Origin of the sequence: Arthrobacter burdickii (assembly GCF_030433645.1) — a bacterium.
Taxonomy (GTDB): Bacteria; Actinomycetota; Actinomycetes; order Actinomycetales; family Micrococcaceae; genus Arthrobacter_D; species Arthrobacter_D burdickii.
Genome location: NZ_JAROCG010000001.1, coordinates 1,733,624 through 1,760,428 on the forward strand (window position 1 = coordinate 1,733,624; position 26,805 = coordinate 1,760,428).

Consider the following 26,805-nt stretch of genomic DNA (forward strand, 5'->3'; position numbering starts at 1 on the left):
AAGTGTCTCGGAAGTGCTCAGGGGTCCGGCTCCCGTTCGGTAGATTGGGGCCCGTGAGCCGAACCCCCCATGACCTGCTGTCGATCGTCTACTCGAGCACCTCGGCCCACCCGTTCAAGGACGAGGAGCTCAACGCCCTGCTGGCCCTCAGCCGGGAGAACAATGCCCGTGCCCGCCTGACGGGGATGCTGCTCTACCGCAGCGGACGATTCCTCCAGGTCATCGAGGGCCCTGCTGACAGCCTGCGTGAGCGCATGTCGATCATCGCCGCCGATCCCCGCCACCTGGATGTCCATATCCTCCTCCAGGAGACCATCGACGAACGGCAGTTCCCGGACTGGACCATGGCGTACGAGCCGGCCTCCGACGTCGCCGCGGAGGACATCCCCGGGTACCGCAGCACCTTCTCGGACATCGAGGCCGGAGACGACCCGCAGGAGTCCCTCGCCGCCCTGCGCGAGCTGATCCGCTGGTTCCAGGACCGCACCGTCCGGCCGCGCTGATCCGGACCGGACCTTCCCATGCTGATTCGGACCGGACCGTCCGCCGGCCGGCGGTCGCGTGCGAGGGACTCCGCACGCGACCGTTGCACCTCAGGAGCCGGTGAGCTCCCGGATGAAGGCGAGGTGCTCGACGTCCTGGAAGGCGCCTCCCTGCTCGTGCCCGTTGTACGGGTACACCTTCATGCGCTTGGGCCCGGCGTAGTGGTTGTGCGCCGCGAACACGCACGACGGCGGGCAGACGTCGTCGAGCAGACCCACCGAGAACATCGCGGGGATCGTGCTGCGCGTCGCGAAGTTGACGCCGTCGAAGTAGCTGAGGGTGCGGAAGACATTGTCGACGTCGTGCCGCCGCGTCCCGAGGTACTTCGCGATCTCGGAGTAGGGAGCGGTGTCGACGATCTCGGTGGCACGCCGCATGTGCGAGAGGAACGGGACGTCCACGATGGCGCCGACGGGCGGTGTGTCGTTCACGCGCTGCGTGAGGGCTGCCGCGGCCAGGGTGATGCCGCCGCCCTGGCTGCCCCCGGAGATCACCACGCGGGACGGATCGACGGCGGGGTGCGACTGGGCGGCTTCGACGGCATGGACGGCATCGACGAAGAGCCGGCGGTAGTAGTAGGTCTCGGGATTCTCGACGCCGAGCGTCATGAAGCCGCCCAGGTGCGGACCCGCCAGCGGTCCGTCGGCCGTGTCGCCCGTCCGGTGTCCCGAGCCCTGGCCGCGGAGGTCCATCACGAAGTGCGCGAAGCCGGCACTGGGCAGACCCGTCCATTCCCCGAGCAGGCCGCGCCCGCCGCCGTAGCCGATGAAGGTGACGACGGTCGGCAGGGGACCGGAAAGGTGGCGGGGCGTGAGCAGCCAGCCCTTGACCGGCTGGCCGTCGTAGCCTGCGAACGTGACGTCCTCCGTGACCAGCTGCGTATAGCCGGCATCGACCTCCGTGAAGGCCGGGGGTGCTGCGTGGCTGCGCTGCTCGGTGAGGGTCTTGTCCCAGAACGCGTCGTAGTCGGCGGGTTCGTTCCGCTCCGGCAGGTAGCTGCGCAGCTCGGACAGGGGGAGATCGAAGTGAGGCATAGGGTGCATCCTTTCACGGCTTCGATAAGCGAAGATAGAGCGCGGAGAAGGTCGCCGGGCTCGGACTGTTGACCATTGATACGATTCAACCTACGCTGTGGGATAACGCTTTCCCAAGGCGTCCCACGATGGCTGACGAAGAAGTTTTCCAGGAGGACAAAGATGTTCCGCACACTCTCACGGCGCACCCTGACGGGCGTTGCAGCCCTGGCCGTTACCGGCCTGGCCCTGACCGGTTGCGGCGGCGGCGGTGGCGAACCCGCAGCGCTGGACACCGAGGAAGAGATCACCCTCAACTACACGTTCTGGGGCAACGACGATCGCGCCGCCCGCTATGACAAGGCCATCGCGGCGTTCGAGGAGAAGTTCCCGAACATCACGATCAACGACACGTTCACCGACTACCCCTCGTACTGGGAGAAGCGCCAGACCGAAGCTGCAGGCGGTGGGCTGCCGGACGTCATGCAGTTCGACTACACCTACCTCCGCCAGTACGGCGACAACGGCCTGCTGCTGAACCTCGAGGACTACTTCGGCAACGGCATCACCACCGACGCCATCGATGAGAGCCTGCTGTCCACCGGCAAGCTCGAGGACGGCACGTTCGCCATCCCCACCGGTTACAGTGCGTGGTCCGTGTTCCAGAACCCGGCGCTGCTCGCCGAAGCCGGCGTCGAGCCCTACGAGGGCGGCACGAGCTGGGACGACTACGACGCGTACATGGCATCCGTGACCGACGCCACGGGCGGCAAGGTGTACGGAGGAACCGACACCACCCAGCGCATCCAGGACCTCGAGCTGAAGCTGCGCCAGGAGGGCCGCGAGCTGTTCACCGAGGACGGGGAGCTCAACTTCACGCAGGAGGAGCTCGCCGCGCACTGGACCGAGGGCCAGGAGAACCGCGACAAGGTCACGGTCCCGCAGAGCAAGCTCGAGGAGATCAACCCGGTCTCCGGCTTCGGTGGGAACCTGACCACCAGCGAGATGAGCTGGAGCAACTTCCTCGGCGGCTACCTGGGTGACTCCGGTGCCGAGGAGATCACCATCGTCGCTCCTCCCACCGACAACCCGGATGAGAAGGACCTCTACCGCAAGGTCGGCCTGATGCAGGCTGCATCCTCCTCGACCGAGCACCCCGAGGCAGCGGCGGCCTTCGTCGACTTCCTCATCAACAGCCCGGAGGTCGGCGAGACCTTCGGTGCGACACTGGGCATCCCCGCCTCGGAGACGCAGCTCGAGGGTGCGAACCTCGAAGGACCCGACAAGGCCGTCAAGGACTACCTCGATTCCATCTCGGACCGCATGGGTGACGCTCCGGCCGCACCGGTCGCCGGCTTCGGCGCCATCGAGCAGACCTTCTGGGACCTCGGCAAGTCCATCGGCCTGGGCGCCGTGACCCCGGAGGACGCGGCGAAGCAGTTCTTCGACGAAGCTTCCGTCACACTCGGTAGCTAGGCAAAGGAGTTCCATCGTGACAACGGACTCGGCGCACGCGCCAGCAACAGCCCGCACCGCCGAATCCGGTGCCCGTCCGGCGGCCCGCCGCCGGACGGGTGCGCCCCGGCCCCGCCGTTCCCGCAGCCGCGACACCGTGGCGGGCTACGTCTTCCTCTCCCCGTGGCTGCTCGGCTTCATCGGCCTCACCCTCGGCCCCATGGTGGCGTCGCTCTACCTGGCGTTCACCGACTACAACCTCTTCACCGCTCCTGAGTGGACCGGGCTCGAGAACCTCACCCGGATGGCCGGGGACGAGAAGTTCTGGAGCTCGGTGAGGATCACCCTGATCTACGTCCTCGTCGGCACGCCCATCAAGCTCGCAGCCGCACTCGGCGTCGCGATGCTCCTGAACTACAAGGCGCGCGGCACCGGCTTCTTCCGCTCGGCGTTCTACGCCCCCAGCCTCATCGGAGCGAGCGTCAGCATCGCCATCGTGTGGCGGGCCATGTTCTCCACCGACGGTCCCGTCGACGGCACGCTCAACCTCTTCGGCATCAACCTCGGAGGGTGGATCGGCAACCCGTCGCTCATCATGCCGATGATGATTCTCCTCGCCATCTGGCAGTTCGGCGCCCCCATGGTCATCTTCCTGGCCGGGCTCAAAGGGGTTCCCGCGGAACTGTACGAGGCGGCGTCGGTAGATGGGGCCCGCGCCTGGCGCAAGTTCCTCAGCGTGACCGTGCCGATGCTCTCGCCGGTGATCTTCTTCAACCTGCTGCTCGAGATGATCAACGCCTTCCAGGTGTTCGCCTCGGCGTACATCATCGGCTCGGGAACCGGTGGCCCCGGCGGGGCGACGAACTTCTACACGGTCTACCTCTACACACGGGCCTTCGCCAACAACCAGATGGGCTACGCGTCCGCCATGGCCTGGGTCCTGCTGCTCGCCGTCGGCGTCCTCGCCTTCATCCTGTTCCGCACCTCCAGGAGCTGGGTCCACTACGCAGGAGACTCCAAGTGACCACCATCGAATCGAACCCTGCCGTCCCGGTGCCCGTGAACCCCGACGGTCCCTCGCTGAACGCGCCCCGGCGCCGCCCGCTGCGGCGCCACATCCCGACCGCCATCTGGATCATCGGCATCGTCGCCCTCACCGCGATCGTGCTGTACCCGCTGCTGTGGATGGTCTCGGCCTCGCTGAAGCCCAACTCCGAGTTCGGCAGCAACCAGGGCTTCTTCCCCGAGAACCCGACCTTCGACAACTTCGTCAAGGTGATGCAGGGCATCGCCGGCATCCCGACCTGGAAGTTCTTCCTCAACTCCCTGCTGCTCGGTGTCGGGGCGGTCATCGGCACCGTCATCTCGTCGTCGATGGCCGCGTACGCCTTCTCGCGGATCACTTTCCGCGGCAGCAAGATCCTGTTCGCCGCCATGATCGGCACCCTGCTCCTGCCGTTCCACGTGCTGATCATCCCGCAGTACATCATCTTCCGGAACCTGGGGCTGATCGACACCTTCTGGCCGCTGCTGGCCGGCAAGTTCCTCGCCACGGAAGCATTCTTCGTGTTCCTCATGGTGCAGTTCATCCGCAACCTGCCGCGCGAGCTGGACGAGGCCGCCCGGATCGACGGCTGCGGCCACGGCCGGATCTTCTTCTCCATCACGCTGCCGTTGATCAAGCCCGCGCTCATCACGTCGTCGATCTTCGCGTTCATCTGGAGCTGGAACGACTTCCTCGGCCCGCTGCTGTACCTGAACTCGCCGGAGAAGTACCCGCTACCGCTCGCCCTGCGCATCTTCAACGACCAGACGAGCACCTCGGACTACGGTGCGACGATCGCGATCTCCGTGCTCGCACTCCTGCCCGTCATGCTGTTCTTCATCCTCTTCCAGCGCTTCCTCGTCGACGGCGTCGCGACCCAGGGCCTCAAGGGATGAGCCGGCGCCAGCGCGAGGCGGTTCGGCGGCGCGAAGCCGCCGCCGATGGCAGCAGCCTGCGCTGGCCCGGGGCGACCGCGAAGTTCGCCCTGTTCGGGGAAGTCCTCTGGGTGGGGGTGCTGTGCTGCATCGCCGGCCTCGGGATCATCACGATCCCTGCGGCGTTCGCGGCAGGATCCGCCCATCTCCACCGCTTCCTGCGGGCCGAGGACTCTCCGCTCCGGCAGTTCGCCGCGGACTTCACGGCGGCGCTGAGGACCGGGTGGCTGGTGGGACTGGGTGTCGCCGTCGCCGTGTCCCTCCTCTTGCTGGACATCACCGTCGCCAATTCCCGGCTCCTGCCGGGCTGGCAGGGCGTCCTCGGGCTGGGTGTCGTCCTGCTCGTGTCCGTGCTGGTGGGCCTCGCCGGAACGACGGCGCGCTGGCACGCCGCGGGGTCGTGGCGTGCCGCCGGGCTGGAGTGGGCCCGCGACGTCCGCCGTGATCCGGCCGGGGTCCTCTGGCTCGTCGCGGCGGTCGCCCTCGCGGCGATCGTCGCCTGGCAACTGCCACCGCTCGTGGTCCCGGCCGTCGGGTGCCTGGTGTTCGCGGCACTCGCGACCTCGGTGCGCGAGCGCCGCACCTGAAACGCCGCACCTGAAACCTTGTCCGACGAACCGACCACCCCTGGAGTACGAGTGCACTACGGCGGCGACTACAACCCCGAGCAATGGCCCGAAGAGGTCTGGCCCGAGGACATAGCACGCATGCAGGAGGCCGGGGTCACCATGGTGAGCCTCGGCATCTTCTCCTGGGCGCGCATCCAGCCGTCGGAGCACGAGTTCGACTTCGACTGGCTGGACCGCATCATCGACCTCCTGCACGACGGCGGGATCGCGGTGGACCTGGCGACCGCGACGGCGTCGCCCCCGCCGTGGGCGACCGTCGCCTACCCGGAGATGCTGGCCGCGGACGAGAACGGGACGCCCTACTGGCACGGCAGCCGCCAGCACTACGCGCCGTCCTCCCCCGCCTACCGCAGACTCGCCACCGAACTCGTCACGAGGATCGCCGGGCGCTACGCCGACCACCCCGCCGTCGTCCTCTGGCATGTGAACAACGAGTACGGCTGCCACCTGAACGTGGACTATTCGGATGCCGCCCGGGATGCCTTCCGCGGCTGGCTGGAGAAGCGGTACGGCTCGGTCGACGCGCTCAACGAGGCGTGGGGCACCATGTTCTGGTCCCAGCGGTACGGATCCTTCGCCGAGGTCTTCCCGCCCCGCCACGCCCCCTACAGCCACAATCCGGGACAGCTGCTCGACTACCGCCGGTTCACCTCCGACATGCTCCTCGAGTGCTACCGGATGGAGCGGGACATCATCCGCGCGGCCGGCGCCACACAGCCGGTCACCACGAATTTCATGGGAGCCTTCAAGCCCGTGAACTACTCCCAGTGGGCGCCGGAACTGGACGTCATCAGCGACGACCTCTACCCCGACCCCAATGATCCGGAGGGGTTCCGTGAGGGCGCCTTCCACGGCGACCTGATGCGGTCCCTCAAGCCGGGGACGCCCTGGCTGCTCATGGAGCAGGCCTCCAACGCGGTCAACTGGCGCCCCTCCAACGCCCCGAAGGCGCCCGGGCAGCTCGCGGCGCAGAGCATGCAGGCCGTGGCGCGCGGAGCCGACGGCGTCCTGTTCTTCCAGTGGCGGCAGTCCCGGGCGGGGGCCGAGAAGTTCCACTCGGGGATGCTGCCGCACGCCGGGACGCAGACACGCACGTGGCGTGAGGTGGTGGCACTCGGCGGCGAGCTCGGCCGCCTGCAGGATCTTCCGGCCGACGACGGCTCCGCTCGGGTCGCTCTCCTGCTCGACTGGGAGAACTGGTGGGCCATCGAGAACCCGGACCACCCCACCTCGCTCGACTACCTGTCCCTCGTCCGCGGCTGGTACGACGCCGCACACCGTCTCCACGTCCAGGTGGACATCCTGCCGCCCACCGCCGGCCTCGCGCAGTACGACGTCGTCCTCGCCCCCCACCTCTACCTGATGACGGGGGAGTCCGCCGGGAACCTCACGGCGTTCGTCGAGCAGGGCGGGCACTTGCTCGTCACGGCCTTCAGCGACGTCGTGGACGGGAACGACCGCTTCCGGTCGGGCGGCTTCGGCACGCAGGTGCGGGACCTGCTGGGGGTCGTCGTCGAGGATTTCGGTGCCCTCGTCGCGCCGGGCTCGGCGGGCCCGGGCCAGCAGCACGCGCAGGTGGCCGGCGACGGGTTCGGCTTCGCGGGGTCCTTCCTCGCCGAAGAGGCACACGTCGTGGACGCCGTGGTCCTGGCGTCCTTCGACGGAGGCCGTCAGCACGGCGGGCCCGCGTTGACCTCGCGCCGCCACGGGGCGGGCACCGCCTACTACCTCGCCACGGTGCCCGACGACGACGGAGCGCGACAGGTGCTCGAGCACCTGTTCGCGGCGGCGAAGGTGCGGCCGGTTCTCGAGGGACTCCCGCCGATGGTCGAAGCCATCCGGCGCGGGCCGCTGCTGACCGTCATCAACCACGCTGCCGAGCCTGTCCGCGTCGCCGTGCAGGGGCGGGACGTGCTCGCGGAGTCCGTGGTCCGCGAGGTCACGCTGGAGCCCTTCGGGTACGCGCTGGTACGTCCGGACCGCTGAGCCCGGCTCCCTCCGAGACGCTCCGCCGTCGGGGTTCCTGCGGTACACCGCGCGGACGGGAGCCGCAACAGGCTGCTGCTGTCGGGGCCTCCGCTGCAGGGGAGGGGTGGCGGAGCCTACGCTCGGTGCATGGACCAGCCGACTGAAGAACACCACATGAAGGACCTCGGCAGCACGGAGGGGATCGATCCGACCGACGTCGGCCAGATCCAGGACGGGCCGCTGACCGCTGCGGACGAGGTCGACCTCATCTCCAACCAGGTCGTCCCGGCGGACAATCCGTCCCCGAAGACGCTCGCCGCTAACCTCGGCCTCGAGGACTCACCGGCCGACAACCCGACGACGGACGACCGCTTCACCGGCGGATCGCGCTAGCGGAGACCCTGCTCGTCGCAGGCGGCCGACTGCAGGAGGGCGGCCATCAGCTCGAGGCGGGTCGGGATTCCCGGACCGACCTCTCGTCCGCCTCCTCGACGGCCGGTGCGTCCCGGATGGCCTGGCGCCGATCAAGCTCCTCCCGCAGCTCGTGGTGCTGCCCCTCGGTCTCGGCATCGGCTTCGTGATGCTGGATGAACTGCCGGTCCCGTGACCGGTGGTTCCTGCTGTTCAGGATGTCCAGGTCGTCCCTGTCCACGGTTGTCAGGTCCTCCGGGAAATCCTTCGCCGGATCCAGTCTGCTGCTGTCTGCCACTGTCCAACTCCTCACGAGCGCGTTGATGCATCCTCCCCGAGTCCAGGGTCGAATCCGATGTTCCTCCTGACGCGACGACCCAGGGGAGGGTGGATCGGTCGGCCCTCCCGGGTCCGCTGGATCTCCTGCGAACCTTCCGGCACCGGACACGGTACTGCTAGTCGCGCAGCTGCTGCACCATGTCGAGCACGACGGCACGGAGGTCGCCGTCGTTCTCCTCCGCGACCCGCCGCTGGCGCTGGTACCCGGCTCCACGCTGCAGGATGCCTTCCACGTCAGCGAGTTCGCTGCTGCAGCCGAGCTTCGCGGCAATGGGTTCGAGCCGGTCGAGCACCTCGACGAGGTGCTCGGTGACGAGCTTCTCCTTGCCCTCGGCGTCCAGGATGATGATGGCGTCGAGCCCGTAGCGCGCAGCCCTCCACTTGTTCTCCTGGATGTGCCACGGCTGCATGGTCGGGATGCTGCCTCCGGTGTCCAAGGTCTCCGAGAACTCGTGGACGAGGCACTGGGTCAGGGCCGCAACGGCGCCGACGTCCCGGAGGGTCGAGAGTCCGTCGCACACCCGCATCTCGACAGTGCCGAGGTTGCCGACGGGGCGGATGTCCCACCGGATCTCGCTGACCGCGTCGATCACTCCCGTGGTGAACATGTCCTGGACGTAGGACTCGTAGCCGTTCCAGTCGTCGAAGTGGAACGGCAGGCCGGCCGTGGGCAACTGCTGGAACATCAGCGCCCGCTGCGAGGCATAGCCCGTGTCCTCGCCGCCCCAGAACGGCGACGATGCCGAGAGCGCCTGGAAGTGCGGGAAGTAGTTGGTGAGGCCGTCCACCACGGGCAGGGCCTTGTCCCGGGAATCGAGTCCCACGTGCACGTGCACCCCGTAGATGACCATCTGGCGGCCCCACCACTGCGTGCGGTCGATGAGCTTCGCGTACCGCTCCTTGTCGGTGACCTGCTGGGCACGGGGAGCACTGAAGGGGTGCGAGCCGGCGCAGAAGAGCTCCACGCCCATCGGGTCGGTGACTTCGCGGACGGCGGCGAGGGAGCGCGACAGGTCCTCCTTCGCTTCCTCGACGGTGGTGCAGATCCCCGTCACGAGCTCGACGGTGTTGAGCAGGAGTTCCTGCTTGATGTGCGGGTGCTCGTCGTCGTCCTGCAGTTCCGGGTGGTTCGCACTGACGCCGCGCAGGACCTCGTTGGCCACGGAGGCGAGTTCGCCGTTGTAGCGGTCCACGAGCGCCAGCTCCCACTCGACGCCGAGCGTTGATTGGGCTGATTGCGCAAAGTCGATCTTCAAGGGCTTGCTCCTGGAACGGTGCGGGATGGGGGCGCCTCGGCATCGCGCCGTCGCGGAAGAGACTCGTCCCAATATTAGTGCCTGACGGGCAGGTGCAGGACGGGCGTGGTGGCCGGGTGAAGCGTCCGGCTGGAAGAATGGGCGGGTGCCCATCCTGAACAAAGACATGACCCTCTGCATCTCCCTGGCCGCGCGGCCCAGCAACATCGGGACGCGCTTCCACAACTACCTCTACGAGGAGCTGGGGCTGAACTACATCTACAAGGCCTTCACCACCACGGACCTGCCGGCCGCCATCGCCGGTCTGCGCGGGCTCGGGATCCGGGGCTGCGCCGTCTCGATGCCGTTCAAGGAGGACGTCATCCCCCTGGTGGACGCCCTGGACCCGTCGGCGAAGGCCATCGACTCCGTCAACACGATCGTGAACGACGACGGCGTCCTCACCGCCTACAACACCGACTACCTCGCGGTGGAGCGGCTCCTGCGCGAGCACGCCGTGCCGACGACGCACTCGGTCCTCGTGCAGGGATCCGGGGGCATGGCCAAGGCCGTCGTCGCCGCACTGCGCGACTCCGGCTTCACCCGGGTGACGGTCGTGGCCCGCAACGAGCGCACCGGCCGGGCGCTCGCCGAGCTCTACGGCTTCGACTGGCAGCGGGAGGTGGGGGAATCGACGGCGGACCTGATCCTCAACGTCACCCCCCTCGGCATGACAGGAGCGGACGCGGACGCCCTCGCGTTCCCGCAGTCCGCCATCGACGCCGCGCAGGTGGTGTTCGACGTCGTCGCCTCCCCGTCCGAGACGCCGCTGATCCTCGCTGCCCGGGAGGCGGGCACGCCGGTCATCACCGGTGCCGAGGTGGTCGCGCTGCAGGCGGAGGAGCAGTTCGTCCTCTACACCGGGGTCCGGCCCACACCGGAGCAGGTCCGGGCCGCCGGGGAGTTCTCGCGCCGGCAGGCGTAGAGCCCGCGCTGCTTCAGTCGGGCCTCACACCCTCAACCACCGCAGGCCGTGCGGCTCGAGGGTCAGGCCCGTGCGCAGGCGCGTAGGCTCTCCGGAGAGAAGTTCGAGGGCGGTCTCCGGCAGGCCGGAGAGGGTCTCGGCGCTGATGTGCTGCGGGCTGTCGGCGAAGTTCGCCAGGACGACGACGGTGGACTCCTCGCCGTCGAGCAGGCCGGGGCGCTGGTAGCCGAGGACGTGGGCGTTGTTGGTGTCGAACGGCACGAGTCGTCCGCCGGCGAGTTCCGGCGTGGTCTTCCGGATGTCGATGAGGTGGCGAAGCCGCGTGAAGATGGCTCCGGCGTCCGTCGCGGCGTCCTGCCGGGTCGCGTAGCGGTCCGCGGGGTAGGTGGGCCGGCCGACCCATCGGCTGTCCCCGGCCTTGGCCGGATCGTCGAGGTAACCGTAGTCGTTGAGCTGTCCCACCTCGTCGCCGAGGTAGAGCAGCGGGATGCCGCCGGTGCTGAGGACGATCGAGTGGGCGAGCAGGATCCGGGCGACGGCGGCTCCGTCGCCCGCCTCCAGTCCGGCGAGGGACGCCGTGGTGCCCGAGATGCGGCAGTCCCCGGTGCGGGGGTTGTCCTGGAAGGGCACACCGCGGGCGAAGCTGTCGGGGAACCGGTTGACGAAGAAGGCATTGAGGAAGCGGCGGTGGTCGTGCCCGTTGATGCCGAGTTCGGCGGCGTCCTCGTCGGAGAACGTCCAGCCGATGTCGTCGTGGCTGCGCACGTAGTTGACCCAGGCGGTGCCGTCCGGGATGTCGTGCCGGCGTTCGAGGGCCTGGGCGAGCAGGGAGACCTCCCGGGTGGCGAGCGAGTTCCAGATCAGCGCCATCTGCAGCGGGTTGTAGCTGAGCTGGCACTCGCCCGGGTCGATGTACTGTACCACTTCGTCCGGGTGCACGATCGCCTCGGACTTGAACAGCAGCGACGGAGCCGCGAGCCGGCACACGGCGTTGAAGGCCTGCAGCAGGAGATGCGCTTCGGGGAGGCTCTCGCAGGTAGTGCCCAGCTGCTTCCAGATGAAGGCGACGGCGTCCATCCGCACGACGTCGACGCCCTGGTTCGCGAGGTAGAGCATCTCCCCGGCCATGGCCCGGAAGACGCGCGGGTTCCGGTAGTTGAGGTCCCACTGGAACGAGTGGAACGTCGCCCAGATCCACCGCCCGTCCTCGAGCTGCACGAAGGAGCCCGGGTGGTCGTCGGGGAAGATCTCCCGGACGGTCCGCTCGTAGGCGTCGGGCATGTCCCGGTCGGGGTAGATCCAGTAGAAGTCCCGGTACTCCGGGTCATCGGCGACGGCCCTGCGGGCCCATTCGTGCTCGTTCGAGGTGTGGTTGAAGATGAAGTCGACCACGAGGGCGATGCCGTTGCCGCGTAGCTCCCGGGCGAGGTCCGCGAGCTCGTCCATGGTGCCGAGTGAGGGGTCGACGTCGCGGTAGCTCGAGACGGCGTACCCGCCGTCGGAGTTCTCCTCCGGTGCCAGGAACAGGGGCATCAGGTGCAGGTAGGTCAGGCCGAGGTCGCGGAAGTAGGGGATGCGCTCCCGCAGGCCTGCCAGGTTCCCCGCGTACAGGTCCACGTAGCAGACGCCGCCGAGCATCTTGTTCGAGGAGAACCAGTCGGGGGCCATCGCCCGGGATGCGTCGAGGGTTTTGAGGTCCGCGGGCCGGTCCTGCCAGGACGCGGCGGCGTCGAGGACGACCTGCAGCAACTCGGAGTCCGCGTGGGGGCCGTAGATGCGGTGGAACAGCGACTGCAGCCTGGGGAATTCGGCGTCGAAGCGCGCCTCGAAGGACTCCCACTCGGCGTCCGACGTCCCCGTCCGGCGAGCGGACCGGAGCTCCGCCCGAATGCGGTTTTCGGTCAGGCCGTGAGCGGAATCCATCCCGCAAGCCTATTCCAGTCCACGGGAGCGCGGCGGCCCGTGGAAATTGCCCTTCGCGGGTTCCGGCGGAATGGTGGCCTTGGTGAAGTTGTGGTTGTACTGTCGACCCACCACACCCCCTGGAAAGGTCGCAATGATGAGACGTTTTCTCCGCAGTTCCGCCCTGCTGGCATCGATGGCCATCGCCCTCACAGCCGTCGGAGCAGCCCCCGCCTCCGCCATCACCGGAGGCGAGCCGGACGGCGAGGATCACCCCAACGTGGGGTTGATCCTCTTCTACGACTCCGACGGGGGCAGGTTCCGTTGCTCCGCCACCCTCATCGCGCCGACGGTTCTCCTCACTGCCGCGCACTGCACCGACGGGACCGCCGGGAGCACGCTGGTCACCTTCGACTCCGTGGTGGCCGAAGCGCCGCCGACGCCGTTCCCGGTCGCCGCTGATCCCTCCGTCGGCTACACGGACGAGGAGATCGAGGCCGCCGGCTACCTGTCAGGCACCGCCTACACCCACCCCGATTATTCGAACTTCACGGACCTCGCCAACTGGAACGACGTCGGCGTCATCATCCTGGACGAGCCCGTCACGACCATCGAGCCGGCAACCGTCGCACCGGTCGGATACCTCGACCAGTTCAAGTCTCCGAAACTCAACAGCACCATCTTCGAGGTTGTGGGATACGGAACGGAGGTCCGCAAGCCGGCGACCGGGCCGCAGAAGCCTGAGCCCATGTCCTTCCCGCTCATCCGTCGCTACACCACCTCCCCAGGACAGAAGCTGACGCCGCAGATCCTGCAGCTCCAGGGGAACCCGAACGACACCAGGGGCGGTGGCGGAACCTGCTTCGGTGACTCGGGCGGGCCCGTCTTCCTCAACGGGAACCTCGTCGCCGTGACGAGTTACACGTACACGTCGAACTGCCGGTACCTGGGCGGGTACCAGCGCGTGGACATTGACGTCGTGCAGGGCTGGCTCATGGATCCCACTGCAGTCGAGTAGGACGAGTTCCGAACAGGAGCCGGTTCCCCCGTGGAATCGGCTCCTGTTCGTGTCGGGCCCTGGTCAGCGACGTTCCCTGCAGCGTCCATACCGGCCGCAGCACCCGTGATTCCTGCTGCAGCATCCCCAGGCGCGGCAGGTGACCAGCGCTCGAGACCGTCGAGCCGTCCGGCCACGCGACGGCCGGTGCTCAGTGTTCGGCGTCTGCCGCAGCAGCAGCTTTCTCGGCGTCCTTCTCGGCGCGCAGGGCCTCGGACTCGTGCTGTACTTCGGCTTTCTCGTGATGGATGAGTTCTGCGAAGAGTTTCTCCATCTCCTTGGCCACGCCCGCCGCCGATGCGGGGTTCTGGCCGGTCACCAACCTGTCGTCGACGACCACGATCTCCTCGAAGACCGGGGCGGAGACGTGGGTTGCGCCCTGTTGCTCGAGACGGTCCGCCAAGAAGAAGGGGATGATCTTGTCCTTGCCGGCGGCAACCTCCTCGTCGTTGGTGAAGGCGGCGACCCTTCGGCCCTCGACGAGGCGGAACCCGTTCGCCAACTCCACGTTCACCAGGCCGGCCGGTCCGTGGCAGACGGCGCCCACGAGGCCACCGGCGTCGTACACGCTGGCCACCAGTTTCTGCAGGCCTTCGCTGTCCGGGAAGTCCCACATGGTGCCGTGGCCACCTACGAGGTAGACGGCGTCGTACTGGCCGGGATCAATGACGTCGACGCGGGCCGTGTTGTACAGACCGGCGCGCGTGGTTTCGTCCTCCGTGAACGCGACCTGAACGGGGTCCTTCGAGTCCACTTCGTCCCGCGGGGGCTGACCGCCCTGGATGGATGCGAAGTCGACGAAGTGCCCGGAATCCTTGAAGACCTTCCATGGATGCGCGGCTTCGGCAACGTTGTAGCCGGTCTTCTCTCCGGTATCGCCGATCTCGGAAACGCTGGTCAGTACCATGAGGATTTTCTTCATGAAGTGTTCCTTTCGTCCACCGTCCACCCTACGCCCGGCCTCCCGTCGGCCCTCTCCAGGGCCGCCGAGACGGGGTCAGGACGATGCCCGGGCGCCATTTGGTACGGAATCAGACCGGCTGCTGTTCCCCGTACTTGGCCTGGACTGCTTCCCAGTCGCCGGTCTGCGCGATGGGGTCCATCCACATGATCTCCCAGCTGTGACCGTCCGGGTCGGCGAAGGAGCGGGAGCGCATGAAACCGAGGTCCTGCGCCTTCCCCTCGATCGCCCCGGCGGCCACGGCCTGATCGACGAGGGAGTCGATCTCGGCGGATTCCTCGACACTGATGGCGTTGATAACGGCGGAGGTCGCCGTGGCGTCGGCGACCGGCTTGTCCGTGAACTGCGCCCAGTGGCTGTGGGTCAGGATCATCACGTAGATCGTGTCGCTGATGACGATGGCGCCGGCGTCGTCGTTCGAGAAGTTCGGGTTGAGGGTCCAGCCGAAGCTGGTGTAGAAGTCCTTGGACCTGGCGAGGTCGCTGACGGGAAGGTTGATGAAGACGCTGGTAGCCATGGTGGTTCTCCTGTTCTGGAATGGCCCCGGTGGGCCCTTGATACTTCTTGGACGGATGCTAGCGCCGAAAATCATCGGTGAGTAGGGATCCTCTCCTGCGCACCCCTTGCTAAGTAGGCTGATCAGTACCAGAGTGAGGTGGAAAACCCGAGGGAAGGCCGAGCATGAGTACTTCTGCCGAGCACGTGTCCGACTCAACCACCCAAAGCGGGGAGCCGGAGCTGAAACGGGTCCTCGGGCCGAAACTGCTCCTCCTGTTCATCGTCGGCGACATCCTCGGAGCGGGCGTCTACGCCGTCACCGGAACCATGGCGGGTACCGTCGGGGGTCTGGTCTGGCTGCCCTTCCTGCTCGCCTTCATCGTGGCGACGCTGACCGCGTTCTCCTACCTGGAGCTCGTCACGCAGTATCCGCAGGCCGCCGGTGCCGCCCTCTATACCCACAAGGCTTTCGGCATCCACTTCGTCACCTTCCTGGTCGCGTTCGCCGTCGTCTGCTCGGGGATCACCAGCGCGTCCACCTCCGCGAACGTGCTCGCGCAGAACTTCTTCGGCGGCCTCGAGGTCAACGGCTGGATGGGCATGCCCGGGCAGGGCGTGATCACCGCCGTCGCCCTGGGCTTCATGCTGCTGCTGGCCGTCATCAACCTGCGAGGTGTGGGGGAGAGCGTCAAGTTCAACGTGGTGCTGACGCTCGTCGAGATGACGGCGCTGTGCATCGTGATCGGCGTCGGCTTCCTCGCCATGGCGCAGGGCACCGGCAACGTGGGCGAGATCTTCGTGTTCACCGACTACCAGGACAAGGGCATGTTCCTCGCGGTGACCGCCGCGACCTCCATCGCCTTCTTCGCGATGGTGGGCTTCGAGGACTCGGTGAACATGGTCGAGGAGGTCCAGAACCCCGAGCGCATCTTCCCCCGCACCATGCTGACCGGGCTCGGGATCGCCGTCATCCTCTACATGCTGGTCGCGGTCTCCGTCGTCACGGTCCTGAGCCCCACCGAACTGGAGGGCATCCGGGAAGCCGAGGGCGCGGCCCTGCTCGAGGTCGTGCACAAGGGGTCGCCCGACTTCCCGATCGACAAGATCTTCCCGTTCCTCGCCGTCTTCGCCGTCGCCAACACCGCCCTCATCAACATGCTGATGGCCAGCCGCCTGATCTACGGCATGGCGCGCCAGGACGTCCTGCCCCGCCCGCTCGCCAAGGTGCTGCCGGGCCGCCGTACTCCCTGGGCCGGTATCGCGTTCTCGACCATCCTCGCACTGGGCCTGATCCTGTACGTGACCAGTGATCCCGACAGCAATATCGTCGCCAACCTGTCCGGCACCACGGCCTTCCTGCTCCTGTGCGTCTTCACCGTGGTCAATGTGGCCTGCGTGGTGCTGCGACGCAAGAGGGACGTCAACCGCAGGGTGTTCTTCACGTCCCCAGGCCCGCTTCCCGTCGTGGCGGCACTCCTGTGCGCGTTCCTCGCCGGCCCGTGGGTGGGACGTGACGTCGTCCAGTACCAGATCGCCGGCAGCCTCATGGCGATCGGCGTCGTCCTCTGGCTCATCACGTGGCTCATCAACCGGAAGACCAACACCTCCGCCGGTGATCCCACGGCGGTCGAGAGCTGAGTACGCCGGCCGACGGGCGCTAGCATCGCTTCATGGAGATCCTCCGCTACGCAGCCTTCACCGACCGGCCCGACGGCGGCAATCCCGCCGGAGTGGTGCTCGACGCGGATGGCCTCTCGGCCGGACAGATGCAGGTGATCGCGGCCGAGCTCGGCTACGCGGAGAGCGCCTTTCTCTCGCGTCGCTCGCCGGGCAGGGCCACGGTCCGCTACTTCGCCCCCGAAGCCGAGATCCCCTTCTGCGGCCATGCGACGATCGCGACCGGGGTCGCGCTCGCCGACCGCGAGGGCGCCGGGGACATTCTCCTGTCGACGCCGGTGGGCCCGCTCGACCTGAGGACCAGGCAGGTGGGCAATCGCTTCGTCGCCTCCCTCGTGACGGTGGAGCCGCGCGTGGAGGGGATCGACGACGACGTCCGGAACGAACTCCTGCAGCACCTCCGCCTCACCGTGGAGGAACTGTCGGCCGACCTGCCCGTTCAGCTGTCCTTCGCCGGCAACATCCACCCGATCGTGCCGGTCCGTGACGGAGCCGTCCTGCGGGGGCTCGACTACGACTACGACGGTCTCAAAGGACTCATGATGGCGCAGGGATGGGGTGCGACGATCGCCGTCGTGCACCGGCTCGGCCCGGACGTCTTCGAGGCCCGGAACCCGTTCCCGCCCGGGGGCGTCCGGGAGGATCCTGCCACGGGTTCAGCCGCCGCCTCACTCGGCGCCTACCTCCGCGCGCGGGGAGACGTCGCACCCCCTGCCACGCTCACCGTGTACCAGGGGTCCGACGTCGGGCGCCCGTCCGTCATCACGGTCGACATACCGCCGACCGGCGGCATGACGGTGTCGGGTGGGGCCGTCCCGATCAGCGCCTAGGTGTACTGGGTCATGAGGTGGGTGACAGTCGGTTGATGGGTGTGGTTCCGATGCCTGTGTGGATGCGTTCAGTGTTGTAGTGGGTGAGGAACCGGTCAAGGGCTTCGGTGCGGGCTGTGTTCGAGGTGTAGGGCCGGCGGTAGGCCCATTCGGTTTGCAGGGTCCGGTTGAAGCGCTCGACTTTCCCGTTGGTCCAGGGGCAGTGGGGTTTGATGAAACGCTGCTCGGCGCCGATGGCTGTTACGGCTGCTTTGAACGCGTGTCCGCGCCGGTAGGCCAGGGCGTTGTCGGTGATGATCCGTTCGATGCGGGGAATCCCGTTCGTGGCGAAGAAGTCCCGGGCGCGCAGCAGGAACCCTGCGGCGGTGTCGGAGCGTTCGTCGGGATGGACTTCGGCGTACGCGAGCCGGGAGTGGTCATCAATAGCCGCGTGGACGTAGTCGTAACCGATGCCGTAACCCCGAACCTCTTCGGAGCGGCCGTGGGCACGCCAGCCGCCGCCGTCGGGGATCCGGCCGAGTTTCTTCACATCCAGGTGCACGAGCTCGCCCGGGCGGGCTCGTTCGTACCGGGCCTTGGTCGCCCTCGAGGCGCGGATCAGCTGCCCGGTGACCGGGTCGCACCAGGCAAGCCGGGGAACCTGGTGCCGGGACAGGATCCGGGAGACCGTCCGGGCCGGTACCCCGGTGGCGGCCGCGATGCGTAACGGTCCGGCCCGTAACTGCGTGCGGGCGGCAAGAACCACGTGCTCGGTCTCACGGCTGGTCCTGGTCGGGAAGGTCCTCGGGCGGCTGGAGCGGTCCTGCAGCCCGTCGATTCCTTCGGCCCGGTAGCGGCGCACCCACCGGTAGGCGGTCTGCCGGGACACGCCGAGTTCCTTGGCCACGTGCGCGACGGGCCGGCCTGCTAAAACGCGTTCAATGATGATTGATCGACCAAACGGGCTCAAACGAGGGATAACGTTGGACACGAGGACCTCCGGGAGGGTGCGGGAACTAGACAGCTCCACTAAGCCCGGAGGTCCTCCTCATTTTCAAGCCCTACCTGTCACCAACGTCCCGGCCCAGTACACCTAGGCGGTCGGGTCAGGGCCCGGCGATGGGGGCTGTGAGCGCCTGCGCGGCGACGATGAGATCTGCAGGTGACAGTTCGATGTCCAGCCCCCGCTGGCCTCCGGACACGAAGACCGTGGGATGGTCGAGGACGGACGCGTCGATGACCACGGGTGACGGGTGCCGCTGTCCGAGAGGGGAGATCCCGCCCAGGACGTAGCCGGTCCGGCGCTGGGCGAGGGCCGGATCGGCCATCGCCGCCTTCCGCCTGCCGAGCGCGGAGGCGAGGGCCTTGAGGTTCAGCGTCCCGCTGACCGGGACGACGGCGGCCACGAGGGATCCGTCGACGCTCGTCATCAGCGTCTTGAAGACCCGACCCGGGTCGACGCCCAGCGCGGAGGCGGCTTCCAGCCCGTAGGAGGAGACGCCGTCGTCGTGCTGGTAGGGGCGGGCGGTGAAGGCGATGCCGGCCGCCGAGAGGGCGGCCAGGGCGGGGGTGCTGCGGGAACCGGTCGGCTTCCTGCCCACGGCACCTCCTTCTGGTTCTACGACGCTGTGACGACTTCCTGCACGGCGGCCAGCTCCCAGAGCTCGGGCTGGCCCCAGACTCCGGCGAAGTCGCAGACCACGATGAAGTCGGCCACGACCGGCCCCGTCAGGACGAGTCCCTCGACGTAATCTACGCCGTTTCGCTGGATCGGCTCCACCCCTCGGGCGTACAGGGCGTCGAGGACGGCTGCGGTCTCGACGGAATCGTCCGTGGAGTCGCGCGTGGAGTCATCCACGCGGTCCCCGGAGGAGTCCGCGGCGCGGAGGGAGCGCCAGTACAGGTAGAGCCCCTCGACCTCGTCGACGGATACGAGCGAACCGTCGGCGGTGACGGTGGTGCAGTCGTGCAGGAAATCGTCGGTGTGCTGCGTCATGGTGGTCCTTTGCAGTGTCAAGCAGTAGTGAAAAGTGCTGAAGGCGATGCTGGAAGCACGTTCGAGAAGTGCCGGGAAGGAGGGCCGGCAGGGGAGGGCTGGGCTGGGAGCGCCCGCCGCGGAGATATGCGGCGCGCAGCAAATCAGGTCGCGGAGGCGCCGGTAGGGAGAGGTGAAGTCGTCAGGGCACGGCCGGGACCGGCGCTGGGACTGGAGACGTAGGCCGCACGGGTCGAGGGACCAGCTGCGGATGGCTGTGGAAGAAGGGCTTCCTGGTCGTTCATGCTGCACGCCCCTATCGGGGATGGAGCTCTGCTATTGGGTGCCGGTGCAATCACCAGGGCAACGAAGAGAAGAACCGAGAACAGCCGCCTTCTTCTAGACAACTCCCCCCACCCTACGCTTCTTTCCCTCGGATGGCATGGGAACGCTCCGCTACAGTACATCCAAGCCCGGGTCGGAACCCCGGAAAGACCCGGCTCCGGCAGGGCACGGCGGTGCGTCGCGAGCGACACTGCGGTTGCAGCGCTGGACATTCCCCGGCGCCTCGTGCGCGCAGGACAAGAGCGGGCTCAGGGCGCCCGACGACAAGGAGGACCGCCATGTGGATCGGGTTCATCGAGTTCGATGTCCTGCTCGGCGATGTGCACTCACTGAAGGGAAAGCGGTCGGTGGTGCGTCCACTGGTGTCGGACCTCCGACGGAAGTTCGAGCTGTCCGTCGCCGAAGTCGGGCACCAGGACCTGCACCGCCGGGCCGTGGTGGGGGCGGGGGTGGTCGGAGGCGACCGGCAGCATGTGGTGGACGTGCTGGACCGGGTGGAGCGATACGTTGCAGCAAGGCCCGAAGTCGAGCTTCTGAGCGCCCGACGACGGCTCCTCAGCAGCGAGGACTAGCAGGGCCGGCGGGCCCGGCTCAGGCTCCTGAGGACGTCGCCAGCTGGTGCAGTGGCCCGTCGTCGAACGCGTCGAGCAGCGCCCGGATGTCCTTGTAGACCTCGACGGCCCCTGCCTCGCGCAGTTCCGCCTCGCTCGTGCCGCCGGAGGCGAGGCCGATCGTGGGGATCTTCAGCTCCGACGCCGCGAGGACGTCCCACACGGAGTCGCCGACGAATACGGCGTTCGCTGCCTCGAGTCCGCCGGCCTCCAGCGCCGCCTCCAGGATGTCCGGGGAGGGCTTGCTGTTCTCCGCATCCGAGGAGCTCGTCGCCGCACTGATCGCCTCGTCCGCGTCGATGATTTCGCGGAGCACGCCCAGTTCCTGCTCCGAGGCGGAGGACGCGAGGACAACCGTGAGGCCGCTGTCCGCGCATCGGCGTACCAGTTCCCCTGCTCCTTCGAAGGCCCGCAGGGCCGGCCAGTAGGTGGAGAAGACGGCGCCGTGCGTGGAGTCGAGCTCCTCGTCCTGCCCGGTGTCCCGGTCGTCGCCGAGGAGGTGCGCCACGAGCTTGTCGCCGCCCATCCCGATGGCCCGGTGGATCTCCGCCAGGGGTACGTTGTGGCCGAAGCGGCGGAACGCCTGCCACCAGGCGATGGTGTGCTGGTAGTTGGAGTCCACGAGGGTGCCGTCCACGTCGAACAGCACGCCGTGCCGTGCCTCCGATGATCCCGCTGTACCGTTCGCCATGCGCTGCCTCCCGCTCGTCCCGGATCTCTGTCCTCCCGAGTCTAGGAAGGCAGGCGCGCGAGCGGGGCCTTTGCGGCCCGGTTGCAGCCGCGCGGAATGTGTGGCTCGGTGCCGCTAGGGGGCCGGAACGGGCTCGACGACGATGGCCACGCGCTCGTCCCCGATGCGCGTCAGCACAAGGGTCGCCTTGTTCCGTCCCTTGCCGGAGCCGGTCAGCAGCTGCTTGCGCACTTCCTCCGGCGTGGCCGAGATGCCGCGCTTCTTGATGTCGAGGACGCCGATGCCCTCGGAGCGGACCCAGGCCTTGAGTGCCTTGACGTTGTAGGGCCGTACCGCGAGCACCCGGTACGCCCGGGCGAACGGGGTGTCCGTGAACGACGGCGCGCAGATGTAGGCGATCATCGGATCCAGCAGGTGCCCGCCCAGGTCCGCGGCGAGGTCCGCGACGAGTTCGGCGCGGATGACGGCGCCGTCCGGCTCGTACAGGTAGCCGCCGGGTTCCCCGACGGGGGCGGTCGGGCCGTTGCCGAACTCCGCGTCCGACACCATCTCCGCGGCCCCCCTCGGGCCGAGGACGAGGGCGGCGCGCCGGACGCCCTCGCGACGGAGCGCGTTGAACCACAGCGCCACCTCGGTGACGTCGCCGTCCACGGAGACCCACTGCGCCTCGCAGGCCGACGGGATGGACTCGTGCGGCATGCCCGGGCCCATCTTCACGCCCACCGGCTTCCCGCTGTCGGCGAGTTCCTGGACGAAGGACAGCGGGGGCGAGAACGCCTCCGGGTCGAAGAGGCGGGACGTGCCCGACGACGTCGTCGTCCTGCGCGCGGGGTCGAGCCAGACGCCGTCGTACTCCGCAGTGTCCACGGACGAGGCGTCGGCGTTGACGACGCGGGCGTTGGGGAAGGGCAGCAGGTTCATGGTCGCCGCGGCGGCGGTCGTCTCGTCGAGTTCGACGGCGGTGACCTGGCGGTCGAGGGTGGCCAGCGCCATGCTGTCGGCGCCGAGACCGCACCCGAGGTCGGCCACCGTGACCAGTCCGGCGTCGACGAAGCGCTGCGCGTGGCGCGCGGCGACGGACAGGCGCGTGGCCTGCTCGAGCCCTGCCGAAGTGAAGACCATGTGCTCGGCGAAGGGCCCGAACTTGGCGGCAGCCTTCGCCCGCAGTCGCGACTGGGTGAGGGCGGCGGCGACGGCGTCGGGGGAGTGGCCCGCCTTCCGCAGCCGCTCGGTGAGCCGCAGGCTGTCGGCTTCGGCGTAGGGGCCGAGGGAGTTCACCAGTTCCCAGCCTTCGGGGGTCAGGATGTCCGCGATGTTGTCCGAAGCCATGCAGCCAGCCTAGGCGAAGTAGACGCCGATCCTGTTGCCCCGGATGTGCTCCACTTGGATGTCCACGTCGTACACGTCGTGCAGCACCTGCGACGTCATGATCTCCTCGGGCGTCCCCTGGTGGATGATCGCGCCGTCACGCATCGCAACGATGGTGTCGGAGTAGCAGGACGCGAAGTTGATGTCGTGGATGACGAGCACGACGGTCTTCCCGAGGTCGTCCACGAGCCGGCGGAGCAGGCGCATCATGTCCACGGAGTGCTTCATGTCCAGGTTGTTGAGCGGCTCGTCGAGCAGGATGTAGTCCGTGTCCTGAGCGAGCACCATGGCGATGAACGCCCTCTGGCGCTGGCCGCCCGAGAGCTCGTCGACGAAGCGGTCCGCCAGGCCGGCGAGGTCGAGATAGTCGAGGGCCCGCTCGATGTGCTCCCGGTCGACCACGGTAGGCCGGCCGTTGTTGTGCGGGAACCGGCCGAATCCCACGAGGTCCCGCACCGAGAGGCGGACCGCGAGCTGGTTCTCCTGGCGCAGGATGGACAGCGTCCTCGCGAGCGCGGGTCCCGGCGTCGTGCTGACGTCCAGCCCGTCCACCTCCACGGTTCCGGCGTCGAGCGGGAGCAGGCGGCTCATCAGGGACAGCAGGGTGGACTTGCCGGCGCCGTTGGGTCCGATGATCGAGGTGACGCCGCCGCGGGGGAGGGTGCAGCTGACGTCGTCGACCACCGTCGCGGTGCCGTAGCGCTTGGTGGCGGAGGTCAGAGTGATCACCGGACGCGACCTTTCAGGAGGAGGGCGAGGAAGACGAGGCCGCCCGTGAACTCGATGACGATGCTGAGTGCCGTGTCGAACTCGAAGACCTGCTCGAGGACGAGCTGGCCGCCGACGAGGGCGATCACGCCGAGCAGGACGGCGAGGGGCAGCACGACGGCGTGCCGGAAGGAGCTGCACAGCTGGTAGGCGAGCGCCGAGACCAGCAGGCCGAAGAACGTGGCCGGACCCACCAGGGCGGTGGAGACGGCGACGAGCACCGAGCAGATGACGAGGACGAGCGTCACGGTGCGCCGGTAGTCGACGCCGAGACCGACGGCGGTGTCCCGGCCGAGTGCCAGGACATCGAGGCGGTGCCGAAGGCGCCAGGCCGGGACGCACAGCCCTCCGACGGCGATCGCGGAGAGGAGCAGCAGGATCGGGTCGACGCGGTTGAAACTTGCGAAGAACAGGTCCTGCAGGATGATGTACTCGCTCGGGTCCATCAGGCGCTGGAGCAGTGTCGAGGCGCCCCGGAAGAAGACGCCGAAGACGATGCCGACGAGCAGCAGGAGGTGCAGGCTGCGCCCTCCGCCCGTGAAGAGCCAGCGGTAGAGCAGCCAGGAGAACGCGACCATCAGGGTGACCTCGACGGCGAAGCGGATCGGAGCGGCGAGTGTCAGGAGCGCCGAGGCGCCGAGGGCGAAGGCCAGGGCGGTCTGGATGAGGATGTAGAGCGCGTCCAGGCCCATGATGGACGGCGTCAGGATCCGGTTGCCGGTCACGGTCTGGAACAGGACGGTGGAGACCCCGACCGCGACGGCGACGAGCACCATCGCCCCGACGCGGTTGAGCCGGCGCGGAAGCACGTACGCGATGTTGCCCTCGAGTCCGACGAGGAGGAACGCCGCGATGAGCGCGACCGCCGTGACCCCGAGCGCCACCAGCCAGAAGGCGGGCGGGAGCGACCGGACCGGCGTCCTGCCGGATTGCACGACGGCGCTGGGAAGGGCGTTCGTCCTAGCGCGCACCGGTGTTCCTCCGAACGAGTAGGGCGATGAACAGCGCACTGCCGACCACCGAGACGATCACGCCCACCGGCACCTCGTAGGGGAAGCGGATGACGCGGCCGAGGATGTCGCAGAGGAGGACGAAGCCCGCGCCGAACACGGCGATCCAGGGGACCGCCCGGCGCACGTTGTCGCCGATCAGCAGGGAGACGAGATTGGGGACGATCAGCCCGAGGAACGGGATGGAGCCGACCACCACGACGACGACGGCGCTGATGAGGCTGACCAGCACCAGGCCGAGGTTCATGGTGCGCCGGTAGTTCAGGCCCAGGTTGGTGGTGAACTCCTCGCCCATGCCCGCCACGGTGAAGCGGTCGGCGCACACGTAACCCACGACGGCGAGGGCGGCGACGATCCACAGGAGCTCGTAGCGGCCGCGGATGAGTCCGGAGAAGTCCCCGATCATCCACGTGTTGAGCGTCTGCAGCAGGTCGAAGCGGTAGGCGAAGAACGTGGTCACCGCCGAGATGACGCCGCCGAGCATGATGCCGACGAGGGGCACGATCAGGGTGTTCCGCAGGGGTATCCGCCGCAGGACGGACAGGAACAGTGCGGTCCCGGCCACGGCGAAGACCGCGGCGATGCCCATCTTGGCCACGATCGGGGCACCGGGCAGGAGCAGTGTCGCCACGAGGATCCCGGCGGTCGCGGATTCCACGGTGCCGACGGTCGAGGGCTCCACGAACCTGTTGCGTGCCATCAGCTGCAGGATGAAGCCCGCGATGCTGAGCGCGACGCCGGCGAGCACGACGGCGAGCGTGCGCGGGACCCGGCTCACGAGGAAGGTCTGCCAGACACCGGTGTCGCCCGCGAGCAGGTCGGCGGGGGAGACGTCGGAGACGCCGGTGAAGAGACTGATGAGGGCAAGCAGCAGCACGGCTCCACCCGCCGGCCAGAGGGCCGGCGATCGGGAACCGCGCTGCTGTGCCGGCCGCCGGGGCCGGAGGGAGAGTGCTGCCATGGGGGCGCCCGCCGCAGGTGCGGCGCAGCGGATCAGGCCGCGACGGCCTCGTTGACGGCCGACACCATCGAGTCGAGGTTGTTCAGGCCGTAGCCGATGAGGTACCAGCTGGCGGAGTCGAGGTAGGTGACGGCGTCGTTCTTCGCGGCGTCCGTCCCGTTGACGAGTTCGTTGTCCAGGACGGCGGAGGCGGCGGCTCCGGCCTCGCCGACGGCGGCGTCACGGTCGATGACGAACAGGTGGGCGGGGTTGATCTCGGCGATGTACTCGAAGGAGACGGCCTCGCCGTGCGTGCCCTCGGACTTCACCTCGGCAGCGGGTTCGACGCCGAGGACGTCGTGGATCAGGCCGAAGCGGGACCCGGCGCCGTACGCCGTGACCTCGCCCGCGCTGGTCATGAGGATCAGGCCGTTCCCGGCGGACGCCGCGGCTTCCTTCGTCTCGGCGATCTCGGTGTCGAGGGCCGCGAGGCGTTCCGCCACCTCGTCCTCGGCGCCGAAGATCCGGCCGAGGGATTCGGTGTGCTCGGTGAAGCTCGCGATCGGGTCGGCGGCGTCGACGGTCAGGTCGATGGTCGGCGCGATGTCCGAGAGTTCGTCGTAGGAATCGGCGACGCGGCTCGAGATGATGATCAGGTCCGGGTCGGCCGCGGCGATGGCCTCGAAGTCGGGTTCCTTCATGGACCCGATGTTGGTGATGTCGCCGCCCTCGTAGGCCGAGAGCTGCGCGGGCAGGGTTCCCTGCGGTACGCCATCGACGTCGACGCCCAGGGCGTCCAGGGTGTCGAGTGCGCCGAGGTCGAAGGTGAAGACGGTCTGGGGGTTGACCGGCACCTCCGTGGTGCCCTGCGCGTGGTCGATCGCGACGGTCGACGTCGTCGCGGGCGCATCCGCTGCTTCGGAGGAACCACCGCAGGCGGTCAGGGCCAGGGTGGCCGCAGCGGCTGCGGAAAGGACGGCGAAGCGCAGGTGTGCCATGGGGTGAACTCCGGGAGGGGAAGGGCCGGCAGGCCGGGATCGGAAGTAAGGAATGCCTTACCTTCTCGAATCTAGAGCGTGGCTCGGGAATTACGCAAACGAAGCATCACCTATTACCTGTGGCGTCGCTCACAGGAGGGAGCGGGAAGCGCAACGGCTGGCACTCGCCTTGACCGAGTGCTAGCCGTTGCATACAGTCGGAGTTGGCACTCACTCCATGTGGGTGCTAATCCCGAGGGAAGCGTTCGCCGGCACCGCGACGACGGTTCACGCCCAGCCCGAGGGCCTTCATTCCATTGGTAACGAACGCAAAGGAGAGCCCGAGTGTCGGTCTCTATTAAGCCCCTTGAGGATCGCATTGTTGTCCGCCCCCTCGAAGCCGAGCAGACCACTGCTTCCGGCCTCGTCATCCCGGACACGGCCAAGGAGAAGCCCCAGGAGGGTGAAGTCGTAGCAGTTGGACCGGGTCGCGTCGACGACAACGGCAACCGCGTCCCCGTCGACGTCGCCGAGGGCGACGTCGTCATCTACTCGAAGTACGGCGGAACCGAAGTCAAGCACGGTGGCCAGGAGTACCTGGTGCTCTCCGCCCGCGACGTCCTCGCAGTCGTCGTCAAGTAGTACCCGATTGGAAGAG

28 protein-coding genes are annotated in these 26,805 nt (G+C 68.1%); 13 read left to right on the forward strand and 15 right to left on the reverse strand.

What is annotated here, in order from left to right:
• Window positions 1–53 precede the first annotated feature (53 nt).
• Window positions 54–503 (forward strand): BLUF domain-containing protein, encoded by a 450-nt coding sequence (locus P5G52_RS08125; RefSeq protein ID WP_301226342.1) that lies wholly within the window; start codon window positions 54–56, stop codon window positions 501–503.
• Between the two features lie 90 nt (window positions 504–593).
• Here the strand turns inward: P5G52_RS08125 and P5G52_RS08130 are convergent, their stop codons facing one another.
• A complete protein-coding gene (locus tag P5G52_RS08130; RefSeq protein ID WP_301226344.1) occupies window positions 594–1,577 on the reverse strand; it encodes an acetylxylan esterase in 984 nt (327 codons plus the stop codon).
• A 162-nt stretch (window positions 1,578–1,739) separates the two neighbouring features.
• On the opposite strand from P5G52_RS08130, the gene P5G52_RS08135 reads away from it, so the two are divergent.
• From P5G52_RS08135 to P5G52_RS08160, 6 genes are all read left to right on the forward strand, one after another.
• Window positions 1,740–3,032 carry an ABC transporter substrate-binding protein gene (locus P5G52_RS08135; RefSeq protein ID WP_301226346.1) on the forward strand — a complete coding sequence of 431 codons (1,293 nt, stop codon included), beginning with the start codon at window positions 1,740–1,742 and terminating at the stop codon, window positions 3,030–3,032.
• A gap of 136 nt (window positions 3,033–3,168) precedes the next feature.
• Window positions 3,169–4,035, forward strand: coding sequence for a carbohydrate ABC transporter permease (locus P5G52_RS08140; RefSeq protein ID WP_301228715.1), 867 nt, complete (start codon window positions 3,169–3,171; stop codon window positions 4,033–4,035).
• Window positions 4,032–4,952 carry a carbohydrate ABC transporter permease gene (locus P5G52_RS08145; RefSeq protein WP_435868657.1) on the forward strand — a complete coding sequence of 307 codons (921 nt, stop codon included), beginning with the start codon at window positions 4,032–4,034 and terminating at the stop codon, window positions 4,950–4,952. The genes P5G52_RS08140 and P5G52_RS08145 overlap by 4 nt, the downstream gene beginning before the upstream one ends.
• Complete coding sequence (locus P5G52_RS08150; protein WP_301226348.1) at window positions 4,949–5,578, forward strand: hypothetical protein; 630 nt, start codon at window positions 4,949–4,951, stop codon at window positions 5,576–5,578. The genes P5G52_RS08145 and P5G52_RS08150 overlap by 4 nt, the downstream gene beginning before the upstream one ends.
• 51 nt (window positions 5,579–5,629) lie before the next feature.
• Window positions 5,630–7,606 carry a beta-galactosidase gene (locus P5G52_RS08155; protein ID WP_301226350.1) on the forward strand — a complete coding sequence of 659 codons (1,977 nt, stop codon included), beginning with the start codon at window positions 5,630–5,632 and terminating at the stop codon, window positions 7,604–7,606.
• Between the two features lie 129 nt (window positions 7,607–7,735).
• Window positions 7,736–7,981: a hypothetical protein gene (locus P5G52_RS08160; protein WP_301226352.1), complete on the forward strand. Its 246-nt coding sequence runs from the start codon at window positions 7,736–7,738 to the stop codon at window positions 7,979–7,981.
• A gap of 46 nt (window positions 7,982–8,027) precedes the next feature.
• Here the strand turns inward: P5G52_RS08160 and P5G52_RS08165 are convergent, their stop codons facing one another.
• Window positions 8,028–8,297, reverse strand: a complete 270-nt coding sequence (locus P5G52_RS08165; RefSeq protein ID WP_301226354.1) for a hypothetical protein — start codon at window positions 8,295–8,297, stop codon at window positions 8,028–8,030.
• Window positions 8,298–8,454: 157 nt separating this feature from the next.
• Window positions 8,455–9,594, reverse strand: coding sequence for a glutamate--cysteine ligase (locus tag P5G52_RS08170; protein WP_301226356.1), 1,140 nt, complete (start codon window positions 9,592–9,594; stop codon window positions 8,455–8,457).
• A gap of 145 nt (window positions 9,595–9,739) precedes the next feature.
• Between P5G52_RS08170 and P5G52_RS08175 the strand changes: the two genes are divergently transcribed.
• The gene (locus P5G52_RS08175; protein ID WP_301226358.1) at window positions 9,740–10,558 is read left to right on the forward strand and encodes a shikimate 5-dehydrogenase; all 819 of its coding nucleotides are present in this window, start codon (window positions 9,740–9,742) and stop codon (window positions 10,556–10,558) included.
• A gap of 24 nt (window positions 10,559–10,582) precedes the next feature.
• On the opposite strand, the gene P5G52_RS08180 is transcribed toward P5G52_RS08175, so the two are convergent.
• Window positions 10,583–12,481, reverse strand: a complete 1,899-nt coding sequence (locus P5G52_RS08180) for an amylosucrase (RefSeq protein ID WP_301226360.1) — start codon at window positions 12,479–12,481, stop codon at window positions 10,583–10,585.
• Between the two features lie 136 nt (window positions 12,482–12,617).
• Between P5G52_RS08180 and P5G52_RS08185 the strand changes: the two genes are divergently transcribed.
• Window positions 12,618–13,478, forward strand: coding sequence for a S1 family peptidase (locus P5G52_RS08185; RefSeq protein WP_301226362.1), 861 nt, complete (start codon window positions 12,618–12,620; stop codon window positions 13,476–13,478).
• A gap of 190 nt (window positions 13,479–13,668) precedes the next feature.
• Here the strand turns inward: P5G52_RS08185 and P5G52_RS08190 are convergent, their stop codons facing one another.
• Window positions 13,669–14,439 (reverse strand): type 1 glutamine amidotransferase domain-containing protein, encoded by a 771-nt coding sequence (locus tag P5G52_RS08190; RefSeq protein ID WP_301226364.1) that lies wholly within the window; start codon window positions 14,437–14,439, stop codon window positions 13,669–13,671.
• A gap of 109 nt (window positions 14,440–14,548) precedes the next feature.
• The gene (locus tag P5G52_RS08195) at window positions 14,549–14,995 is read right to left on the reverse strand and encodes a VOC family protein (protein ID WP_301226366.1); all 447 of its coding nucleotides are present in this window, start codon (window positions 14,993–14,995) and stop codon (window positions 14,549–14,551) included.
• A gap of 164 nt (window positions 14,996–15,159) precedes the next feature.
• Here P5G52_RS08195 and P5G52_RS08200 point away from each other — a divergent pair, with 164 nt between their 5' ends.
• Both P5G52_RS08200 and P5G52_RS08205 read left to right on the forward strand, forming a co-directional pair.
• Window positions 15,160–16,614: an APC family permease gene (locus P5G52_RS08200; RefSeq protein WP_301226368.1), complete on the forward strand. Its 1,455-nt coding sequence runs from the start codon at window positions 15,160–15,162 to the stop codon at window positions 16,612–16,614.
• A gap of 32 nt (window positions 16,615–16,646) precedes the next feature.
• A complete protein-coding gene (locus P5G52_RS08205; protein WP_301226370.1) occupies window positions 16,647–17,483 on the forward strand; it encodes a PhzF family phenazine biosynthesis protein in 837 nt (278 codons plus the stop codon).
• 10 nt (window positions 17,484–17,493) lie between these two features.
• Here P5G52_RS08205 and P5G52_RS08210 read toward each other — a convergent pair whose 3' ends face one another.
• The 3 genes from P5G52_RS08210 to P5G52_RS08220 all read right to left on the reverse strand — a co-directional run bounded on the left by P5G52_RS08210 (window position 17,494) and on the right by P5G52_RS08220 (window position 19,458).
• Window positions 17,494–18,453, reverse strand: coding sequence for an IS481 family transposase (locus tag P5G52_RS08210; RefSeq protein ID WP_301226372.1), 960 nt, complete (start codon window positions 18,451–18,453; stop codon window positions 17,494–17,496).
• A gap of 115 nt (window positions 18,454–18,568) precedes the next feature.
• Window positions 18,569–19,063, reverse strand: coding sequence for a Cys-tRNA(Pro) deacylase (gene ybaK / locus P5G52_RS08215; protein WP_301226373.1), 495 nt, complete (start codon window positions 19,061–19,063; stop codon window positions 18,569–18,571).
• Between the two features lie 17 nt (window positions 19,064–19,080).
• Entirely contained in the window at window positions 19,081–19,458 is a 378-nt protein-coding gene (locus P5G52_RS08220; RefSeq protein ID WP_301226375.1) for a hypothetical protein, read from the reverse strand.
• 602 nt (window positions 19,459–20,060) lie between these two features.
• Here P5G52_RS08220 and P5G52_RS08225 point away from each other — a divergent pair.
• On the forward strand, window positions 20,061–20,354 hold the full coding sequence (locus P5G52_RS08225; protein WP_087076704.1) for a DUF503 domain-containing protein: 294 nt from the start codon (window positions 20,061–20,063) through the stop codon (window positions 20,352–20,354).
• 19 nt (window positions 20,355–20,373) lie between these two features.
• Here the strand turns inward: P5G52_RS08225 and P5G52_RS08230 are convergent, their stop codons facing one another.
• From P5G52_RS08230 to P5G52_RS08255, 6 genes are all read right to left on the reverse strand, one after another.
• Window positions 20,374–21,084: an HAD family hydrolase gene (locus P5G52_RS08230; protein WP_301226377.1), complete on the reverse strand. Its 711-nt coding sequence runs from the start codon at window positions 21,082–21,084 to the stop codon at window positions 20,374–20,376.
• Between the two features lie 114 nt (window positions 21,085–21,198).
• The gene (locus tag P5G52_RS08235; RefSeq protein ID WP_301226379.1) at window positions 21,199–22,413 is read right to left on the reverse strand and encodes a class I SAM-dependent methyltransferase; all 1,215 of its coding nucleotides are present in this window, start codon (window positions 22,411–22,413) and stop codon (window positions 21,199–21,201) included.
• Between the two features lie 9 nt (window positions 22,414–22,422).
• Entirely contained in the window at window positions 22,423–23,181 is a 759-nt protein-coding gene (locus P5G52_RS08240) for an iron ABC transporter ATP-binding protein (RefSeq protein ID WP_301226381.1), read from the reverse strand.
• Window positions 23,178–24,191 (reverse strand): iron chelate uptake ABC transporter family permease subunit, encoded by a 1,014-nt coding sequence (locus P5G52_RS08245; RefSeq protein ID WP_301226383.1) that lies wholly within the window; start codon window positions 24,189–24,191, stop codon window positions 23,178–23,180. Before P5G52_RS08245 ends, P5G52_RS08240 begins: the two co-directional genes overlap by 4 nt.
• Window positions 24,181–25,191, reverse strand: a complete 1,011-nt coding sequence (locus P5G52_RS08250) for an ABC transporter permease (RefSeq protein ID WP_301226385.1) — start codon at window positions 25,189–25,191, stop codon at window positions 24,181–24,183. Before P5G52_RS08250 ends, P5G52_RS08245 begins: the two co-directional genes overlap by 11 nt.
• A 32-nt stretch (window positions 25,192–25,223) precedes the next feature.
• Window positions 25,224–26,168 carry a siderophore ABC transporter substrate-binding protein gene (locus P5G52_RS08255; protein ID WP_301226387.1) on the reverse strand — a complete coding sequence of 315 codons (945 nt, stop codon included), beginning with the start codon at window positions 26,166–26,168 and terminating at the stop codon, window positions 25,224–25,226.
• 324 nt (window positions 26,169–26,492) lie between these two features.
• On the opposite strand from P5G52_RS08255, the gene groES reads away from it, so the two are divergent.
• Window positions 26,493–26,789: a co-chaperone GroES gene (groES, locus tag P5G52_RS08260; protein ID WP_087076694.1), complete on the forward strand. Its 297-nt coding sequence runs from the start codon at window positions 26,493–26,495 to the stop codon at window positions 26,787–26,789.
• Window positions 26,790–26,805: the final 16 nt, after the last annotated feature.

Excerpts from the sequence above, each read along its gene's own strand:
- P5G52_RS08130 (WP_301226344.1), bottom strand. The coding sequence starts at position 1,577 with ATGCCTCACTTCGATCTCCCCCTGTCCGAGCTGCGCAGCTACCTGCCG.
- P5G52_RS08135 (WP_301226346.1), top strand. The coding sequence starts at position 1,740 with ATGTTCCGCACACTCTCACGGCGCACCCTGACGGGCGTTGCAGCCCTG.
- P5G52_RS08150 (WP_301226348.1), top strand. The coding sequence starts at position 4,949 with ATGAGCCGGCGCCAGCGCGAGGCGGTTCGGCGGCGCGAAGCCGCCGCC.
- P5G52_RS08160 (WP_301226352.1), top strand. The coding sequence starts at position 7,736 with ATGGACCAGCCGACTGAAGAACACCACATGAAGGACCTCGGCAGCACG.
- P5G52_RS08180 (WP_301226360.1), bottom strand. The coding sequence starts at position 12,481 with ATGGATTCCGCTCACGGCCTGACCGAAAACCGCATTCGGGCGGAGCTC.
- P5G52_RS08185 (WP_301226362.1), top strand. The coding sequence starts at position 12,618 with ATGAGACGTTTTCTCCGCAGTTCCGCCCTGCTGGCATCGATGGCCATC.
- P5G52_RS08190 (WP_301226364.1), bottom strand. The coding sequence starts at position 14,439 with ATGAAGAAAATCCTCATGGTACTGACCAGCGTTTCCGAGATCGGCGAT.
- P5G52_RS08195 (WP_301226366.1), bottom strand. The coding sequence starts at position 14,995 with ATGGCTACCAGCGTCTTCATCAACCTTCCCGTCAGCGACCTCGCCAGG.
- P5G52_RS08200 (WP_301226368.1), top strand. The coding sequence starts at position 15,160 with ATGAGTACTTCTGCCGAGCACGTGTCCGACTCAACCACCCAAAGCGGG.
- P5G52_RS08205 (WP_301226370.1), top strand. The coding sequence starts at position 16,647 with ATGGAGATCCTCCGCTACGCAGCCTTCACCGACCGGCCCGACGGCGGC.
- P5G52_RS08220 (WP_301226375.1), bottom strand. The coding sequence starts at position 19,458 with ATGACGCAGCACACCGACGATTTCCTGCACGACTGCACCACCGTCACC.
- P5G52_RS08225 (WP_087076704.1), top strand. The coding sequence starts at position 20,061 with ATGTGGATCGGGTTCATCGAGTTCGATGTCCTGCTCGGCGATGTGCAC.
- P5G52_RS08230 (WP_301226377.1), bottom strand. The coding sequence starts at position 21,084 with ATGGCGAACGGTACAGCGGGATCATCGGAGGCACGGCACGGCGTGCTG.
- P5G52_RS08235 (WP_301226379.1), bottom strand. The coding sequence starts at position 22,413 with ATGGCTTCGGACAACATCGCGGACATCCTGACCCCCGAAGGCTGGGAA.
- P5G52_RS08250 (WP_301226385.1), bottom strand. The coding sequence starts at position 25,191 with ATGGCAGCACTCTCCCTCCGGCCCCGGCGGCCGGCACAGCAGCGCGGT.
- P5G52_RS08255 (WP_301226387.1), bottom strand. The coding sequence starts at position 26,168 with ATGGCACACCTGCGCTTCGCCGTCCTTTCCGCAGCCGCTGCGGCCACC.